Annotated in this window: 13 protein-coding genes and 1 pseudogene; 9 read left to right on the top strand and 5 right to left on the bottom strand. The window is 38.6% G+C overall.

Annotated features, from left to right (window positions below; translation table 11 throughout):
• Positions 1 to 78: 78 nt before the first annotated feature.
• The 4 genes from ABYT26_RS10645 to ABYT26_RS10630 all read left to right on the top strand — a co-directional run bounded on the left by ABYT26_RS10645 (position 79) and on the right by ABYT26_RS10630 (position 4505).
• Positions 79 to 1005, top strand: a complete 927-nt coding sequence (locus tag ABYT26_RS10645; RefSeq protein ID WP_372753665.1) for an ABC transporter ATP-binding protein — start codon at positions 79 to 81, stop codon at positions 1003 to 1005.
• Between the two features lie 57 nt (positions 1006 to 1062).
• Positions 1063 to 2298 carry an ABC transporter permease gene (locus ABYT26_RS10640; protein WP_372753663.1) on the top strand — a complete coding sequence of 412 codons (1236 nt, stop codon included), beginning with the start codon at positions 1063 to 1065 and terminating at the stop codon, positions 2296 to 2298.
• 139 nt (positions 2299 to 2437) lie between these two features.
• On the top strand, positions 2438 to 3109 hold the full coding sequence (locus ABYT26_RS10635; RefSeq protein ID WP_372753661.1) for a Crp/Fnr family transcriptional regulator: 672 nt from the start codon (positions 2438 to 2440) through the stop codon (positions 3107 to 3109).
• A gap of 196 nt (positions 3110 to 3305) precedes the next feature.
• On the top strand, positions 3306 to 4505 hold the full coding sequence (locus ABYT26_RS10630) for an FprA family A-type flavoprotein (RefSeq protein WP_372753659.1): 1200 nt from the start codon (positions 3306 to 3308) through the stop codon (positions 4503 to 4505).
• 180 nt (positions 4506 to 4685) lie between these two features.
• On the opposite strand, the gene ABYT26_RS10625 is transcribed toward ABYT26_RS10630, so the two are convergent.
• The gene (locus tag ABYT26_RS10625) at positions 4686 to 5879 is read right to left on the bottom strand and encodes a pyridoxal phosphate-dependent aminotransferase (RefSeq protein WP_372753657.1); all 1194 of its coding nucleotides are present in this window, start codon (positions 5877 to 5879) and stop codon (positions 4686 to 4688) included.
• A gap of 182 nt (positions 5880 to 6061) precedes the next feature.
• Here ABYT26_RS10625 and ABYT26_RS10620 point away from each other — a divergent pair, with 182 nt between their 5' ends.
• Complete coding sequence (locus ABYT26_RS10620; protein ID WP_372753655.1) at positions 6062 to 6586, top strand: hypothetical protein; 525 nt, start codon at positions 6062 to 6064, stop codon at positions 6584 to 6586.
• 104 nt (positions 6587 to 6690) lie between these two features.
• Complete coding sequence (locus tag ABYT26_RS10615) at positions 6691 to 8019, top strand: DEAD/DEAH box helicase (RefSeq protein WP_372753653.1); 1329 nt, start codon at positions 6691 to 6693, stop codon at positions 8017 to 8019.
• A 100-nt stretch (positions 8020 to 8119) separates the two neighbouring features.
• Here the strand turns inward: ABYT26_RS10615 and htpG are convergent, their stop codons facing one another.
• The gene (htpG, locus tag ABYT26_RS10610) at positions 8120 to 10171 is read right to left on the bottom strand and encodes a molecular chaperone HtpG (protein ID WP_372753652.1); all 2052 of its coding nucleotides are present in this window, start codon (positions 10169 to 10171) and stop codon (positions 8120 to 8122) included.
• Between the two features lie 260 nt (positions 10172 to 10431).
• Between htpG and ABYT26_RS10605 the strand changes: the two genes are divergently transcribed.
• Genes ABYT26_RS10605 through ABYT26_RS10595 form a run of 3 tightly spaced genes read left to right on the top strand, consistent with a single transcriptional unit; the run spans position 10432 to position 15556 of the window.
• Positions 10432 to 11229 (top strand): ABC transporter ATP-binding protein, encoded by a 798-nt coding sequence (locus tag ABYT26_RS10605; protein WP_372753650.1) that lies wholly within the window; start codon positions 10432 to 10434, stop codon positions 11227 to 11229.
• 12 nt (positions 11230 to 11241) lie between these two features.
• Complete coding sequence (locus tag ABYT26_RS10600) at positions 11242 to 12888, top strand: hypothetical protein (RefSeq protein ID WP_372753648.1); 1647 nt, start codon at positions 11242 to 11244, stop codon at positions 12886 to 12888.
• 34 nt (positions 12889 to 12922) lie between these two features.
• Positions 12923 to 15556, top strand: coding sequence for a DUF5686 family protein (locus tag ABYT26_RS10595; protein ID WP_372753646.1), 2634 nt, complete (start codon positions 12923 to 12925; stop codon positions 15554 to 15556).
• A gap of 188 nt (positions 15557 to 15744) precedes the next feature.
• On the opposite strand, the gene ABYT26_RS10590 is transcribed toward ABYT26_RS10595, so the two are convergent.
• The 3 genes and pseudogenes from ABYT26_RS10590 to ABYT26_RS10580 all read right to left on the bottom strand — a co-directional run.
• The gene (locus tag ABYT26_RS10590; protein WP_372753644.1) at positions 15745 to 17007 is read right to left on the bottom strand and encodes a M28 family metallopeptidase; all 1263 of its coding nucleotides are present in this window, start codon (positions 17005 to 17007) and stop codon (positions 15745 to 15747) included.
• A 133-nt stretch (positions 17008 to 17140) separates the two neighbouring features.
• Complete coding sequence (locus ABYT26_RS10585) at positions 17141 to 19105, bottom strand: dihydrofolate reductase (protein WP_372753642.1); 1965 nt, start codon at positions 19103 to 19105, stop codon at positions 17141 to 17143.
• A 6-nt stretch (positions 19106 to 19111) separates the two neighbouring features.
• Positions 19112 to 19654, bottom strand: a pseudogene (locus ABYT26_RS10580) (hypothetical protein); the annotation flags it as partial.

Below are 19654 nucleotides of genomic sequence, written 5' to 3'. Positions count from 1 at the left end.
TCACTGCAAAATCCGTATTTTATTTGTCATAAAATAAATGTATTTTTAGTGTTGCACAAATTAAAAACAACTCTATTTATGCTTATTGCGAATAATCTAAGTAAATCTTATCAAAATATAATAGCTCTTACAAATGTGTCCCTTTCCATAAAAGAAGGAGAACTCTATGGTCTTTTGGGACCTAATGGAGCAGGAAAAACCACAACAATTAATATTTTAAGCTCACTTTTGAAACCCGACAGCGGAGAAATTCTCTATCAGGAAAAATCACTCTACCAAAACCTCAAAGAATGCAAAAAAATGATTGGCCTTGTTCCTCAGGAAATCGCATTATATGACGACCTTACTGCAATTGAAAACTTGAACTTTTGGGGAAAACTATATGGAATAAAGGGCAAAGAACTGCATTCAAAAACAGAAGAACTATTAAAGTTTCTAGGCTTGTGGGATCGAAAAAAAGACAAAATAAAAACCTATTCGGGAGGTATGAAAAGAAGAATTAATATTGCCGCAGCTCTTCTGCACGATCCCAAAATTGTTTTTATGGATGAGCCAACTGTCGGTATTGATCCACAAAGCAGAAACCTAATTTTCGAGGTAATTCAAGAACTGCACTCAAGAGGTTTAACTATGATTTACACCACTCATTATATGGAGGAAGCCGAGCGTCTTTGCGACAGAATAGGCATTATTGATGAAGGAAGAATTATTGCTGAAGGAAGTCTAGATCAACTTAAAAAAACATCAAAAATCAAAGAGGAAATTCATCTGAATTTTAGCAATACTCAAAAGGAAGACCTCCAAAACTTCAACAAAGTGTTTCATGGCCAATTATTAATCCAGGAAAATCAGATGGTGCTATCCACTTCGCAAGTCAATACCGATCTCCCAAAACTGATTCAAATGTGTACCAATGCAAATTTACAACTGGAGAATCTTCAGGTAAAAAGTTTGAGTCTTGAAAGTATCTTTCTCGAGTTAACCGGAAAATCTCTGCGCGATTAAATAATTTATAAACATAATAAATTTTACAATTTCTATTCGACTATAAATTTCAAAAATATGTTTACAATAGCATTTAAAGGTATTCGCCAATATTTTAAAGACCGCACTGCAGTTTTACTTTCACTATTGCTGCCTATAGTATTGATTACAATTTTTGCCTTGATGTATGGAGGAATCGGAAAGTCAGAAAAATCCCGTCCCATCACACTTCTTTTTTCAGATCAGGACAATACAGAACTTTCACATGAAGTATTCACTACCTTAAACGATCTGGAAGGTATGCAATTGGTCGCCACAAATTACGAGGAAGCTAGCGATATGGTTAAAAGAGGAAAAAACAGTTCCGTTCTAGTTCTATACAAAGGATTTCAAGATTCGGTAGAAGCAGGAATTAAAGCACCCATGGAACTTTTTTACGATGAAGCCAAAGAAATTGAGATGGGTTTGCTGCAACAAGCATTGTGGTCGAATCTGTTTGGCATTACCATGAAAAAAGGAATCAAAGGAAAAGTAAATAGCTGGATCAGGGAAAAAAATCCAGATCTAGCAGATGCTGAACTTCTGGATATTCAATCGCAAGTTGAAGAGCAGTTTAACGATTTTGAACAATCAGAAGATTCTGAAACTATGGAAGAAAACTCAAACCTACCCATGACTGCAATTGTAAGCGAAGAGAAAAACGGCAATCTAGGCTTGGTTCAAGCCATCGCTGGAGTTGCAATCATGATGCTTTTATTTAGCGTATCGGGGAGTGGTGCTTCTTTACTTAAGGAAAAAGAAGACGGAACCTTTCGTCGACTACTGGTCGCTCCCATCTCTCCCTCGAGCATTCTCTATGGTAAAATGATGTCCACACTGTTTATGGCTATATTGCAGCTCTCGGTGATGTTCCTTTATTCGTGGCTTGTTTTAGGATTAGATATTTTTATGAACCTTCCGGCCTTGGTTCTAATGATTCTTGCTTCGGCAATTGCATGTTCAAGCTTTGGAATATTTATGGCTTCGATCTGCAAAAGTAGAAAACAGGTAGAAAGTTTATCAACCTTGGTCATCCTGGTAATTTCAGCTCTTGGTGGTAGCATGATGCCTCTGATCTTTATGCCTGAGATCATGCACAAGCTAGCTATTATTTCTGTAAACTATTGGGCAATAGAAGGTTTCTTCGATATTTTCTGGAGACAACTTCCTTTATCAGAAATTTATCCTAAAATGCTCGTACTGCTTGGTATTGGGGCTATACTCACCACCATTTCGATCATTAGTTTTAAAAGAAATCTACTAAAAATGCTCTAGCTCTATGCGGAATGAAGACTAAATTGAATCTCATTTTTTTATCTCTCAGCAGTAAATCAGACAAATTCCTCTTCTGTTCTTTGTAAATTGCAGGGAAACTTTTATTATTGAGACTTATTTACACCCGAACTCAAGGAAAATGCTATACCAACAACTCTCACAATCGCCAGTTTTCAGAGGAATTAGTCCTAACGAAATGGAAGAATTGCTGAACGAAGCTCAATATCAGATCAAAAAATTCTCAAAAGGGGATATGCTTGCTTTTCGTGAGGATACCTGCGAAAACCTAATGATTGTTTTGAAAGGAAGCGTGAAAGGCGAAATGCTCGATCCATCAGGAAAAAGCATTAAAATTGAAGATATTATGGCTCCTTACCCAATAGCATCTGCGTTTTTGTTTGGACAGAGAAATCAATTTCCAGTAAATGTAACGGCCAACGAAGAAGTTGAAGTATTTTATTTAGCTAAGAATTCTGTGATTGATCTCTTTCAGAAAAACAAAACATTCCTTACCAATTACCTAAATTCCATTTCGAACCGAAGCCAGTTTTTAGCCAATAAACTGATGTTCTTAAACTTTAAAACCATTAAAGGCAAATTGGCCAATTACATCCTAAAATTAGCTGCCCCGGATAAAACAAAGATCACCCTCCCAAAATCACAAGTCGAAATGGCACACTTCTTTGGGGTTACTCGTCCCTCTTTTGCTCGAAGTTTAAAAGAATTAGAACAGGAAGGACTCATTGCAACTAATCGACGAGAAATTGAAATCCTAAATAAACCGCAACTCATCAAACTTTTGCAACAATAGGATAGTTTTTTAAAAGAAGATGCTCTTTAAGTATTTCCAAAAAAAATTAATTCTTATTTTTGTCAGCTGAAACAATACTTTCTAACTTTTTGATTGAAGAATAATACCTGTTCCGATCGGCTAATAAGATATCGATCAGCACTCTTGCAAAAAAATAGAAAGATTTGATCATCCAAAACCGATAAAATCCATAAGAATGCACAACAGAAACAATATTACTGATAAAATTTTTTGGGTAGGAACAAACGACCGAAGAACACAACTATTTGAAAATTACTGGCCTTTGCCTAAAGGTGTAGCATATAACTCCTATGTTATTCTCGACGAAAAAGTAGCCATTTTGGATACTGTTGAGAAAGGAACAATGGATGAATACCTTGATAACATTGAAGAAGTGTTGGGAGATCGAAAAGCAGATTACCTGATTATTAATCACATGGAGCCCGATCATTCTGGTTCTATTCGTTCTTTGGTAGAGCGTTATCCAGACATGAAAATTGTAGGCAACAAAAAAACCTTCCCAATGTTGGAACGTTTTTATGGCATTAAAAACAACTTGCTGGAAGTTAAAGAAGCTGATCAAATTAATTTGGGCGAACATCAATTGAATTTCTATATGGTACCTATGTTGCACTGGCCCGAAACCATGGTAACCTTTGAATCGACTCATGGAACTCTATTCTCAGGAGATGCTTTTGGTGCTTTTGGTACTTTAGATGGTGGTATTTTTGATGATGAAGTGGATTTGGACTATTTAGATGACGAAATTAGCCGTTACTATTCAAATATAGTGGGTAAATATGGTCGCCCAACTCAAAATGCCTTGAAAAAATTAAGCGGATTGGATATCAAAATGATTTGTGCCACTCATGGTCCAATTTGGAGAAGTCATGTAGCCGATATTATTGCCAAATACAACAAATGGAGTCAATACCAAACCGACGAAGGTTGTGTAATTGTTTACTCTTCGATGTATGGAAACACCGAAAAAATGGCTGACAATATTGCTCGCCAATTGGTGAAAAAAGGCATCAAAAAAATTCGTATTCACGATTCATCGAAAACACACCCTTCCTATATTATTAATGATATTTTTAAATTCCGCGGCCTTATTTTAGGTTCTTGTGCCTACAATGGCGATGTTTTTCCTACCATGGAAACGCTAATTAATGAAATTGAACACATGGGAATTAAAGATCACGTTTTAGGTGTGTTCGGTTCCAAATCGTGGGGTGGCGGAGGCCTTAAGCGCTTGAATAAATTTGCTGAAGCCATTAAATGGGAAAGCATCGAGGCGACTCCGGAAGCTCTTTGTGCTCCTAATGGTGAAGATTTCGATCAGTGCGAAGCTTTGGCAGAAGGAATGGCAAACCGCTTGAAAGAATTATACAAGTAGGAAAGAATTTCTCTTCTATAAATCAACTCCTCCTATTCGGGGGAGTTTTTTTTGTTTCCTAAAAAAAAGGATTTCCTCTCTTGCCACATCAATTTACAAACAGATCTACCGGCAGTGCAAACACAAAAATAGCCATCCCGAATCAACGAGATGGCTCTATATTATCAGCAAATAGGAAGCTTATTTCAACTTCTCAACCGCTATTTTTATTCTTTTGATGGCTTCTGCCATTTGTTCTTCACTGGTAGCATACGACAACCGCAAACATTCAGGAGACCCAAAGGCTTCGCCGGTAACAGTAGCTACATTAGCTTCTTCCAACAAATACAAACTTAAATCTGTTGAACTATTGATGTTTATTTTGCCATTGCTTTTTCCAAAAAGTTGAGATACTTTAGGAAACAAGTAAAAAGCGCCATTCGGTTCACGAGTTTCAAAACCTGGAACTTGACGCAATTGAGCCAAAGCCAAATCTCTTCTTTTATGAAAAGCTTCTCTAAAAGCAATTGTAGTGGACTGATCACCTTCCAAGGCAGCTGCAGAAGCAATCTGAGCTATTGATGAAGCTCCAGAAGTCATTTGTCCCTGCAATTTATTACAGGCTTTAGCCAACCAAAGCGGAGCAGCAATGTATCCAATTCTCCATCCAGTCATGGCATATCCTTTGGAAACTCCATTGATCACAACAACACGATCGAAAATATCAGTAAACTGAGCAATACTTTCGTGAGCTCCCACGTAATTAATGTGCTCGTATATTTCATCCGAAAGAATAACAATATCAGGATACTTAACAAAAACATCTGCTAAAGCTCTTAACTCCTCTTTAGAATACAAACTTCCTGTTGGATTACTCGGAGAACTAAATAAGAATGCCTTTGTTTTTGGAGTAATGGCTGCTTCTAATTGTTCCGGTGTAATTTTAAAATCCTGCTCGATAGGAGCATATACAAATACATTAACACCTTGAGCCAATTTTACAATCTCGCTGTAACTTACCCAATAAGGAGAAGGAATAATTACTTCATCGCCTTTGTTAATGATACTCATAATTACATTAGCGATGGACTGTTTGGCTCCATTAGAGACAACAATCTGATCGGCTGTGTAATCCAAATTATTTTCGCGTTTTAACTTATTAACCACTGCCTGACGCAACTCGATATAACCAGGAACAGGTGAATAATGAGAATAATTATCATCAATCGCCTTCTGTCCTGCTTTCTTAATGTGATCAGGAGTATCAAAATCTGGTTCTCCAACGCTCAGATTGATAACATCAATTCCCTGAGCTTTCATTTCTCTACTTTTTTGTGACATAGCAAGGGTTGGAGACACTTCCATTCCTGCAATACGATCCGAAACTTTCAACATTCTAAAATAATTTAGGGATTTAGTAAATTGCTTAATACTTTTGTGTTTGTTATTTCCCCCTGACAAACAAAATAAAAGGTGCGATTTCTATATCTTTGAAGTATCACTTCAGTGTGTAAAGATACAGTTTTATACTACATAGAAAGTGGGAAAAAACAAAAATTAGAAAAAGTAAAGACAAAATGAAAGACCTTTTTGAAATCGGCAAATATATCCTACCCTCTCTTGTGGTGTTTGCCACAGCTTATCTACTGATAAAAGCATTTTTAAAACAAGAAGAACGCAAACTAAGACATCAGATTGTATTAAAAAATCAGAAACAAACTACGCCTGTCCGACTGCAGGCTTGTGAACGCTTAATTCTCTTTTTAGAGCGAATTCATCCAGAATCTCTAGTACTCAGAGAAAATCAAACAGGATTAAACAACCTGCAATTGCAACAAAAATTACTTCTGGCAGTTCGTACAGAATTTGAACACAATCAGACTCAGCAATTGTATGTAAGCGATGAATCATGGATGCAAGTGAAAAATGCAAAAGAAAGCATCATCCGATTGATCAATACAGAGGCAGCACAAATCGCACCAAAGGACTCCGCAATTTCCTTGTGCCAGGCCATCATCGAATCAAACATGCAACAACAAAAACCTGCTATTGCAACAGCAATTTCTGCTCTTAAACAAGAAGTTCAACAATTGTGGAACTAAGAAAAAAGAGCTCTTATTCAGACAAACAGAAGCGATAAGTTGCGAAAGCACATTAATGTCGGTTTATTTGTCTATTTTTGCACAAATTTTCAAATACCATAGCAATGATTTCATTCGACGACATCAAAATAAGCAAACAAATTAGAATGGCGCTTGACGAGGCGGGATTCGAAAAACCAACAGAAATACAAAAGAAGGTATTTTCCCCTATTCGTGCAGGTAAAGATGTAATTGGGATTGCTCAAACCGGAACTGGAAAAACTCTGGCCTACATGATGCCAATTTTAATGAAACTGAATTATGCAAAAGGAAACGATCCCAGAGCTTTAATTGTTGTTCCTACTCGTGAATTAGTTTTACAGGTGGTTGAAACCATTGAACTCTTAACTCCATATATCAACCTTCGTACCGTTGGCGTATATGGTGGAGTAAATATCAATACTCAAAAAGAGAAATTGTACGAGGGAATTGATATTATTGTAGCTACGCCAGGTCGTTTGATGGATATTTACATGACACGAATCCTGAAATTTACCCTAATTAAAACCTTAGTGGTGGATGAAGCCGATAAGATGATGGACTTGGGGTTTATGCCTCAGCTAAAAGCCATTTTTGAGATTTTGCCTGATGTTCATCAGAACCTTTTATTCTCGGCAACTTTCTCAGATACCATCGCTCAATTGGCCGACGATTTTTTAATTAATCCTGAACGAATTGAAGTAGCTCCTCAGGCATCAACCGTTGAAAACATTCACCAAATTCAATATCAGGTTCCAAATATATTGAGTAAAGTTGCACTTCTTAAACAGCTTTTGGAAGATAAAGAAGAGTTCAAAAAAGTGATGATTTTTACCGAAACCAAGAAAAATGCAGATCGAATTGTAGGTCGCTTGGAAGAGTTTTTGGGCGAAGATTTGAGTGTAATTCACTCGAACAAGGCGCAAAATACCAGAATTAAAGCTCTAAACGATTTCAAAGAAGGTAAATCGAGAGTTTTGGTAGCTTCAGATGTGGCTGCTCGTGGTATCGATATCGAAAACATTAGCCATGTAATTAACTTCGATATTCCTACAGATTACGTGGAATACGTTCACCGTGTAGGTCGTACCGGACGTGCCGAACGAGAAGGAACTGCAATTAGCTTTGTGAACAAGGGCGAAGAAGAATTGATGGAAAAGGTGGAAGCTTTAATTAAAAAGCCAATTACAATTGGTGAAGTTCCTGTAGATGTTGTATTTACAAGCCAATTACTTGAAGATGAAAAAATCCAAACCCGAAACATCAAAATTAAAAATACCATTCGCCTGGATTTGAAAAGTGGTGCTTTCCATCAGAAATCTGCCAAAAATATGAAAACTCCATCGGGATCAAAAGGTCGACAAAAAGCCATCGAGAACAAGAAACGAAATCGCAAAAAGAGATCGAAGAAATAACGTGAACAGCAGTCAGCCTTCTGCGAACTGCTGCATCTAATTACAAAAAACAGCCGCCCCTAGGGAACGGCTGTTTTCATATTATTTAATCTACAATCAATTACTTGATCATATCAACGCTACGTTTTACAAATTTAGCTAATTCAGCACCTTTCAACATATTGTTGGCAAGCAATGCAAGATCGATCAACTGTTTTACCAATTGATTGTCTTTACCAAATCCTTTCAGCAAGGCTTCTTTTTCAGCATTTACCTCTGTAATTTGTTTCTGAACTTCAGCCATTTTATCTTTTTCTTCCTGAGGAACTTCTTCCTCTTTCTTGTCAGCTTTCAAAGCATCTAACTGAGATCTTTCCTCGAAAAGTGGAGTCAACTTCGCATTTACATCCGCTAGGCTGGCACCCATTTTGGCATCTTTATCGCTCAAAATGTTCGCAATTAAAGCATGATCTGAATTAACAACCAAGTTGTAAGAATCAGGCATTTCACCATAAAAAGCCATTCCTGCATTCATAGCAGCCATATCTTTCATACGACGCATGAACTCCGATTGAGTAATCAATAAAGGTTGAGCATCCTCACCCAAAGATTCGAAAGTCACAACATAGTTTACTTTCTCAGCTGGCAGGTGTGCGTTAAAAACAGGAATCAAATCGTTTCTTTGCTCTTCAGTTAGCTTAGAAACTTTTACCTCATCTTTCTGAATCAACTTATCAATAATGTCTGAATCAACACGAACATATTTTGTAGTTGGTGTTTTTTGTTCCAAGTGGTTAATCAAATGGTTATCCAACTGACTATCCATTACCAAAACATCGTAACCTTTTGCTTTTGCAGCCTCAATATAAGTGTATTGAGCATCTACATCAGTCGCATAAAGATTAATTATATTGCTTTCTTTATCGGTTTGATTCTCTTTGATTAAAGCTTCATATTCTTCCATTGTAAAATACTTTCCATCGGTATTTTTGAACAACATGAATTTTTTAGAACGATCGAAAAATTTCTCTTCGGTCAACATTCCGTACTGCACAAACATGCGCAAATCATCCCATTTCTTTTCAAAATCGGCACGGTCGTTCTTGAAAATATCATGCAAGCTATCTGCAACTTTCTTAGAAATATGATTGGCAATTTTCTTTACATTTCCATCACTCTGCAAGTACGAACGAGATACATTCAAAGGAATATCCGGAGAATCAATCACTCCATGAAGAAGAGTCAAGAATTCAGGAACAATACCTTCTACCGAATCGGTAACAAACACTTGATTGCAGTACAATTGAATTTTGTTCTTTTGAACCTCAACACTGTTTTTGATTTTTGGAAAATACAAAATACCAGTCAAGTTAAAAGGATAATCAACATTCAGGTGAATGTGAAACAATGGATCTTCACCCATTGGGTACAACTGACGATAAAAATCTTTATAATCCTCATCCTTTAAATCAGCAGGTTTCTTTGTCCATGCCGGATTGGTATCGTTAATGATATTATCCTCATCAGTAATCTCTTCTTTTCCATCTTTCCAATCCTTTTTCTTTCCAAAAGCGATTTCGATAGGCAAGAATTTGCAATATTTATTCAACAATTCTTGAATACGGCTTTCTTCCAAAAATTCTTTTCCATCTTCCGAAATGTGCATTACAATATCGGTTCCTCGATTGGCTTTTTCAACATTCTCGAGACTAAATTCAGGATTTCCCTCACAGCTCCATTTCACCGCTTGAGCACCTTCTTTGTACGAAAGTGTTACAATATCTACTCGATCGGACACCATAAACGAAGAATAGAAACCCAATCCAAAATGACCAATAATGGCATTCGCCTGATCTTTGTATTTGTCCATGAACTCTTCAGCTCCCGAAAAAGCAATCTGATTGATGTATTTTTCAATCTCTTCCTCAGTCATCCCGATACCATTATCTGAAATGGTAATGGTTTTTGCCTCCTTATTAATACTTACAGAAACTTTCAACTCTCCAAGATCACCCTTAAATTCTCCTGTTGAAGCCAAAGTTTTCAATTTCTGAGTTGCATCTACTGCATTGGAAACAATCTCACGCAAAAAGATGTCGTGATCGGAATACAAAAATTTCTTAATGATTGGAAACAGATCATTACTAGTAACACCAATTTTTCCTGTTGACATAGTTATATCGCTTTTAAATTTTGAATTACATTTTTACAGATAGGCAACAGGCAAAGCCTGTGCCAAGAGAAATTTTCTGTCATTAAGACAGGAAAGATGAAAAAAATGCAGAAATCTGTCAGTCCGTACGAATAGTAAACCTGCAAAAAATTCATTTGCTCCCCCATTCGAGCCTTCACATCGAAAAAAAAGCCTTTTCTTGTCTATCCTATTTAACCTTTTACTACTTTTAAATTCATTACTCACTCAAGATAAAAAAAATGCAGGAAAATCAAAGTCCGGTCATTTCCGTTCAAAAGCTCGAAAAAAGCTATCAGAATGGCAGAACTGAAAATAAAGTTTTGAAAGGAATTGATCTAAACATAAAACCCGGGCAAATTATTGGCTACATTGGACCCAATGGAGCTGGGAAATCAACTACCGTAAAAATATTATGCGGATTGCTACCTGATTTTGAAGGAGAAGTAAAAATTCTGGGTCTCGATTTACGAAAAAACAGCACCGAAATAAAAAAACAGATTGGCTACATTCCCGAAAATGCAGCTCTTTACGATACGCTAACGCCAAGGGAATACCTTCAGTTTGTAGGCGAACTGCACAAAATGGAAAAACAGGATATCCACACAAAAATTGAGAAGCTGCTCGATTTATTCGACATGAAAGCCCATGCCGACGAACGCCTCAACTCCTTTTCGAAAGGAATGCGCCAAAAGATCCTCATCATTTCGGGACTCATTCACAACCCAAAAATCATTTTCATGGATGAACCCTTATCGGGATTAGATGCCAACTCGGTAATCATCGTTAAGGAGATACTCACCCAACTGGCCAAAGAAGGCAAAACCATTTTCTACAGCTCCCACATTATGGATGTAGTGGAGAAAATCTCCGATCGAATCATCCTCATCGATCAGGGAAAAGTCGCCGCCGATGGTAGTTTTGCCGAGCTCAACAGCAAGGATCGTAGCGGATCGCTCGAGAAACTCTTCACCGAGCTAACCGGCACATATGGCCACAGCGAAAAAGCAGAACAAATTATTAACGCCTTCGAAAACTAAAATCCCAAGATCATGATTGCTCACCTTCTGCTCCCTTTTCGGGGAATCATACGCGCCATGGGTGTCGATTTCGACCAATTGTGCAGCATCCTAAAAATAAAAATCCGCATGGACAACCGAAGAAGTTTGTCCCTATCGAAAAAGAAAAAAGAATCGAGCAATCAGCTTTGGTTGCAAACTTTTGTTTATGCAATGCTAGGTGGTTTTCTAATGCTTACGCTCTATATTATCGACGATATTCTAGTGAGCTACACCATCATTTTTGCCTTTATCATGATAATGATTGCCATGCTGATGATCTCGGAATTTACCAATGTTTTAATGGATACCCGCGATAATAGCATACTAATGCCCCGACCGGTGAACAGCCGAACTTTAGTGCTGGCAAAAATTCTACACATTGCCTTTTACATGCTTCACCTCAGCCTGTCCTTATCGCTGGTCATGATCCTCTCAACCCTCATTAATCATGGTGTGATGGCCACACTTGTATTCATCCTGCTCATTATTCTTTCGGCTCTTTTCACCCTCTTTCTCACCAATATTTTCTATTTAGGATTGATGAATGTGGTGAACGGTCAAAAGTTGAAAGACATTATTGTCTACTTTCAGGTAGCCATGGCCATTCTTTTTATGGGTGCCTACCAGTTGCTACCCCGAATGATGGAGATGTACGATCTCAGCAATATTCATATGAATATAGAATGGTATTCCTACCTTATTCCTCCGGTGTGGATGAGTTCCAGCATCAATGCCTACATCAGTAGCACTTACCATAGCTCTCAGCTTGCCTTTTTTCTTTTGGCGATTTTCGTCCCCCTGGTTAGCCTATTCTTTGTGATAAAAGTACTGGGCCCCAAATTCAACAATGCCCTAGGTCAACTCGATATAACCAGCGACAAAAAGGGAAAACATAAAGAGGAAAAGAAGGGGAAAATTAAGTTCAGCCACCGTCTGATTAGCCTTTTCTGCAGAAATAGTGAGGAAAAAACCGCCTTTAAAATGGTATGGCTGATGAGTGGTCGTGAACGAAAATTCAAGCAAACCGTTTATCCAGCCTTTGGTTACATTTTTATTTTCTTACTGATATTCGCATTTAATTCGAAGGAAGCATTTACTATGGAAGCCTTAGTAGCCAGCAAAAAATACCTGTGGTTCATTTATATGCCCATTCTACTCAGTTTTTCAATCACACAAAATCTTTGCTATAGCGATCAGGCAAAATCGTCGTGGTTCTACCGTGCCTTGCCATTGGCAGTGCCGGGAACCATTCTGAAAGGCTCCTTTAAAGCGGGCATGGTGAAATACTTTCTGCCCGTTCAGCTATTCATTTCGGCAATATGCCTGTTCATTTGGGGCTATTCCCTCCTCGATGATATTATTTATGGCACTTTGTGCATTATCCTAATCACTTCTTTGGTGCAATCCTGGCAACGTCCGCAACTGCCCTTCACTGCCGAACGCGAAACTCAGGATATAGGTGGAAATTTTGTAAAAGGAATTCTATTAATGCTTTCGGCAGGATTAATTGGTGGCATTCATTATGGCCTGAGTTTATTGCCCTATAGCATGAGCATCGCCATTCCTATCCTCATTATTTTGCTTTACCTGAACCTACGATCCTACCAGAAAATTAGCTGGGCTAAGGTTTTGGATTAAAAAACAAAATAGAATCCCTAACAACAAATTAATCATGTATAAATACACTCTTAGTATTCTTCTGCTTTTCTGTTCCTTTTTTAGTAATGCCAAACAAATTACGGGAATCATATCCGATACCGAAGGCAAGCCTATTCCATTTGCAAACATCTACTGCACACAATTGGCCACCGGAACAACTTCCAATATCGACGGAGAATATCAGCTTGAACTACCAATTGGTGAATGGAACCTCCAATACAGATATTTGGGTTTTAAGACCAAGGAAGTAAACGTAAATATGAGCGAGAATACTCTGGAAATAAATGTAGCTCTTGCTCCTCAAACCTATCAGCTAAGCGAAGTTAAAGTATTGGCCAGCGGTGAGGATCCTGCCTATTTTGTCATGCGAAAAGCCATTGCTATGGGCGATTACTACACCAAACAGGTTAGCGAATATAACAACACCGTTTACCTAAAAGGATCAGGAAAAGTAACAAGTGTACCGGGTCTGTTTAAAAAGAAATTGGAAGAAGAAGGGATTGTAAAAGGCAAAACTTATGTCACCGAAAATATCTCGAAAATTCATTTCGAATTGCCCGATAAGGTAGATGAGGAAGTCATCTCGATTCGAACATCGGGACTTGATGAACAGGCAAATCCCATGCAATTTATTACTGCCAACCTTTACAATACCCGAGACGATGGTTTCATTTCTCCTTTAGACAAAACTGCTTTTAGTGTGTATCGGTTTCAATTGGAATCTGTTTTCGAAGATCAGGGAAGAACGATCAACAGAATTAAGATTATCCCAAAACGCAAAGGAAAAGATCTGTTTCGTGGCTATTTAAATATTGCCGAAACCTACTGGAATATCCACTCGGCCGATTTGAAACTAAGCCTGCCCATGACCGATGTGAACATGCACCAACTGTATGCTCCTGTAAAAGATGATGTTTGGATGCCCGTAAGTTTCGATTTTAATATCGAATTTAAAGGCATGGGATTTGGTCTGAATGGTATGTATGTTGCCTCTATTAAAGATTACAAAGTGACATTGAACCCGAATTTAAATCATGATTTTTTAAAACAACAGGAACTTGCCAGAATACAGGAAGCGGAAAACATCAAACAACTAAACAATCAGGAAGAATCTGAAGTTGTATCTGCCAAAGAGAAAAAACGCAAAGAGGAAATTCAGGATCTCCTCGACAAAAATGAAATGGACAATGGCGACATGCGAAGGCTATACCGACTAATGGAAAAGGAAAATGAGGAAAAACGATCCGAGAAAATTAGGGAACCCCTCGAAATAAAAATTGAGAAAGTAAAAATGGCTAAGGATGCCAAAAATAAAGACTCCTTGTATTGGGATGAGATGCGCCCAATTCCCCTTTCCTCAGACGAGAAAATTAGTTTTGAAAAGAAAGATTCTATCGAAATTGTTCGCAATACACCCGAATACAAGGATTCCGTTCGCAAAGCCAATAGAGAATTTAAGTTCAAACATCTTCTTTTAGGGAAAACATATCGCTACAAGGAAGAAAACTCCACATTTTCGATTCCTGGCATTTTTGCTTTGGATAAAATATCCTACAACACGGTTCAGGGCTTTACCTTCGATGCACCTTTCAGATATACCAAACAGGATACAATCGGTCATTACTTTGATATTGAGCCAAACCTAATCTATGCCTTTTCGAGAAAACATCTCGATTTCTCCCTGGAAAGTAAATATCGATACAAGGGAATGAAACGTGCCTGGATTGGCTTTAAAGCAGGAAGCGAAGCGGTCGATTTTAATGCCAGCACGGGAATTCATCCATTTCTGAATGCCATGAGTTCCCTCTATTTTAAAGACAACTACCTAAAACTATACGATAAAAACTATGCTGGCATTTGGCAGAAAACGGATATCAGCAACGGACTAAGCTTGTTCACAAGTTTGGAATATGCCAACAGAAAGCAATTGTACAATACCAATAAGTGGTATATTTTCGATCCTGACGATAAGGAATACAGCTCTAATATCCCGGAAGGAATTGATCCTTCTCTCGTAAAAGACAGTAAGGCATTCACGTTTATGGCTCAACTAGAATACACTCCGCGTCATCGATATACCATTTCGAAAGGGGTAAAAAGAATGACTCGCTATCACAATCAGCCCACTTTTGCTTTGCGCTACAAACAGGGAATTAATGATATTTTCGACTCAGAAACGGATTACTCCCTTCTGGAAGTGGCTGTAAAACAAGGCATAGAAACAGGATTTAACGACAGACTGGAATATAAAATGAAAGCGGGCTCCTACCTTTCGAACAAGCAAAGCTTTTTTGCCGATTATCGCCATTTTAATACGAGTAAACCAAGGGTAATGATTGGCAGCTCGTGGGATAACTTCCGACTCTTGGATTACTACCAATATTCCACTACTGAGGACTATTTGGAAGGGCATTTGCTATACACATCGGATCGTTTACTATTGAAACGATTGCCAATACTAAACAACTCTCTGGCCATTCAGGAGAACATTTTTACCAACTACCTAACGCATGCCGACAAGAAAAATTATTGGGAAGTTGGCTATGGCTTGTCGCAGATATTCCTTTTGTTGGATGTGGAAGTGGTTTGGAGTTTTGATGGAAGCCATCATCGTGATACCGGTGTGAAATTGAAATTCAATTTGTAGGAAATATCGTAATGATTCGACCCCAACAGGATCACAGGTTTATAGCATTGCTATGCTATAAACATATGACTCAGTGGGAGTCACAGCTTGAGGTGAAATTAAAAATAAAACCTGTCTGGATTTAGAATCTAGACAGGTTATTTTGTGTTACCATAGAGACGTGGCATGCTGCTCCTCTACGGTACAGATTATTTCATTTCGACATAATCTCTCACCAATTTAAAGATCCCCTCGAACTGAGTGTAGGGTAATTTGTCGGCCGTATCGGTAGTTTCATGATAATCGGCATTATCGCCATGGGTGTAAAAGAAGAGAGCTTTCACCCCTTTCTCGTGAAAAGGAGCATGATCCGAAGAGGCTGATTCTCCTGTTCCCGACATTTTAAAGACATAATCTTTTTCCTTATTAATCGCATTGAATTTAGCCATTTCATCGGGCACCATTTTCCCGTTGATCACAAAAATCCCTTTCGATCCCGTTGCCACCATATCGAAATTCATCAGCATTTTGGTTTTCGCCAAAGGAATCAGTGGGTTTTCGCTGTAGTAGGTCGATCCCAACAATCCTGCTTCCTCCCCACTAAACAGAGCAAACACCAAGGTATAATGAGGTTTCTTTTTAAGCGATTTAAAATGTTTGGCCAAATTCATCACCATGGCAACACCACTAGCATTGTCGTTGGCTCCTGGAAACATCTTATCGCCAAAATGCCCCAAATGATCGTAATGGGCCGAAAAAATCAGACAGGAATCCGTCTTTCCAGGAAGATAGCCAACTAAATTTTGAGTGTGATAATCGGCTATGAACTTACTTTTTATATTGTAGCTTATCTTTTTTGCCTCAGGAGTAATCACCTCCGATTTCAGCATAAAAGTGGTGTAGTCTACCGTTTTTGTGCGGGCTGAAAATTTCAGTTTGCCATCAATCAAAACAATTCCTTTGGCATCGAACACATTCTTTTTAAGCATGGCCTGCGCAAAATTGTAGAGCTCTTTGTTGTGCAATCCTGTTGAATCGATAGCCAAAAAAGCATTGGAATGATCTTCTCTCATAAAATGCGATAGCTTGCGCTGATCGGTCAGGATATCCTTGGTAATCCAGCTGATCTCCGATTCTCCCTCGCAACTTTTCGCATTGGGATTTACGATATACTCACTCGCCGACTCCAATTCCTTGCCATCCAAACTCAATCTTGGATTTTCAGGATAGGTATTTATTGGAGTGGTATAGGGCTGATAGTAATTGTGCGAAAAGCCTTTCAATCCAATACTTTTCATCTCGGCCGAAAGGTAGGCAGCGGCAATGCTATCTCCTTTGTTCACATATCCTCGTCCGTGAAATTCCGGAGAACTCAATTTTGTCACCAAGGCTTTGGTGTAATCCATATCCTGAGCAAAAGTCTGGAAGCAGAAAAGCCCCATGCTTGCTAGTAAAGTAATTCGTTTTATCATTTTTTTCCTTCTAAATTAGGTGAGCCTAAAAATAGCAAAAGATCAAAAAATGGGGATATACATTCCCACTTATTCGATAAGTACTGCCATTTCCAAGACAAAAAAAAGGAGATGAAAACTCACCTCCTAAATCTTAATTTTTATGTGGCAGAAAAGAATACTTCTCGCCATATTCCAGCATCTGCTTGCTAAAGTCCGTCGGGTAAGATATTTTCACATCTACAATTTTCTCTCCTTCGTAAACCGGATGGTAATCGGGATTGATAAAACCGGCATAGGCTGCCAAATGCAATTTCTCAAACCTTTCCTTCACTTCCGCATGCAATTCTGCATCCACTTTCACCGCGTAATCTTCCACCAAATGTTTACCAGCTTCAAAGTCACCCTCCGATTTAATTCGCTGCACTTCGGCAAGTAATTCCCCAAAAAGGGAGCGTAATTTCTCGTAATCGTTCACTACAAAATAGGTTTTTCCTTCCTGCTGCACTTTCTCAATTACCTTTTCGGATTCTCCCTTCTCAAAAACCCATTTAGCAATTAACTGACGGTTTCGCATGTGCGATTCCTCGATATCCTTGCCCAATTCAATACGCGTTAACTGAGTGATCAGACCATTGCGAATGTATCCGTCGTATTCTGCTTTGGCAACCTCCAAACTTGGCATCAAGCCCAGTTCCACCATTTTCGAATCCATCATATAGTACAAAGCAAATAGATCGGCACGCGCTTCTTCCAATGTAGAATGGTAATTTTTTAAGGCATCCATGCCAACACCTGGCAAAAGCTGACCCGAACCATGTCCGAGACATTCGTGCAAATCGGTATGCAAATTTCCACCTAAAAAGCCATGTTCTTTTGCTCGTTCTACCTCCTTTTTGGTGAAGGCAAACTCGTCTAACATTCCACCTTTTAACGAAGATTGGTGGTAAGCATGGGTAATATTATCGATGGTAACCGATTTGCTTCCATGTTCCTTGCGAATCCACTCCGCATTAGGCAAATTCACTCCAATTGGCGTTGCAGGATGACAATCTCCCCCTAACATGGCAACTGTAATTACCTTGGCACTCACACCCTTTACTTCCTCCTTTTTGAAACGCTTATCAACTGGGGAATGATCTTCGAACCATTGAGCATTATCAGATATAATGATGGCTCGTTTGGTAGCTTCCACATCCTTAAAGTTCACCATGGCTTCCCAACTGGCCTTCATGGCCAAGGCATCACCGTACACTTCAATAAATCCGTTCACCACATCAATATGAGCATCTAAATCTTTCACCCATAAAATAGAATATTCATCGAAGGTTTTCAGATCGCCCGTTTTGTAGAACGCTACCAATTTCACTAAAGATTCTCTTTGCAAATCGCTATCGGCAACCGGAATGGCTTTCTCCAGCCAAAACACAATTTTCTCGATGGCCGCAGAATACATGCCACCTACTTTCCATGTTTTTTCCTGAATCTTTCCATTTTCCTTCACCAATTTGGAATTGATGCCAACCGATAAAGGTCGCTCTGGGTCTCCTTTTTCTATTTTTGCGTAAAAATCTTCCACTTCCTTTTGGTTCACCCCTTCGTAGTAGTTGTTTGCCGAGGCTTCTATCAAATCCATGTCTGGATTTAAAACCACTCTTTTGGCATCTACCTTATCATCAAAAATTACAGGAACCAAATCGGAAAGCAAAGCAATCACATTCTCGCCTTCGAGTAAAGGCAAGAGCTCGTAATTCGAATTGGCCAAGAGCTCTCCAAAATACTCTTCGGAGAATTCCGGCATGAATTTATCCATGGAGTAATGGTGATGAATGCCATTGGAAAACCACACACGCTTCACATACACCAAAAAAGCCTGAAACTCTTCGGCTTCCCTGTCGCCATCGTACGATTTTACAATTGCCTCTAAAGTTCTGCGAATGCGAAGGTTATTCTTGCTATTCTGATCGAACAAAATATCGCGGCCACAACGGGCTGCTTCAGCCAAATAATAAATTAATTCTTTCTGGCGCAAACTCAGTTCCTCGAATCCGGGAACCTGGTAGCGCAATATTTTTATATCGGCAAACTGTTCGGTTTGATACTGAAAGTTATCACTCATATTCTTCTAATTTCTAACATCTATATTTTCAATCAGTTCCCATTTCCCTTTCCGATATTGCAAAGCATCGTATGAAAAATCGGGACCGTAATATTCAAATTGATTCTGATAGTTTGGTTTTGAAGGAGCCAAATGATCGAATACAATCTGTTTCTCTTTCTCCTTATACTGAAGACTCATTCGAGCCTGTTTGGCATATTCGAACACTACACGATGCAACAATTTTCCCTTCCAAACAATCACAGGCAAACCAAAACGTGCCAATCCCGATTGCGAAAAAGAGAGAACTTCAATCATCTTTTTAGTAGTACTCATATTATTTCCATCCCAGGCCAAAAGCAGGTAAGCGCTTTCTTTTTTCCTTTTAAATGGCACAATCTGATAGTAGAGAGCTCCTGGCCAATCGGCTGCTGAATTTGAGCGCATCATATTCGCATTTTGTGCTGAATCGTGCAGCACTTCTACCTGAATTCCCTGCTTTGTCGGGTATTGAATCAAACCAAAATACCGATAAGAACCATCGCTTAACACGCAATTCCAATTGTAAAT

It is taken from the genome of Labilibaculum sp., assembly GCF_041595635.1.
Taxonomy (GTDB): domain Bacteria; phylum Bacteroidota; class Bacteroidia; order Bacteroidales; family Marinifilaceae; genus Labilibaculum.
This window is presented reverse-complemented; position numbering and strand designations above follow the sequence as displayed.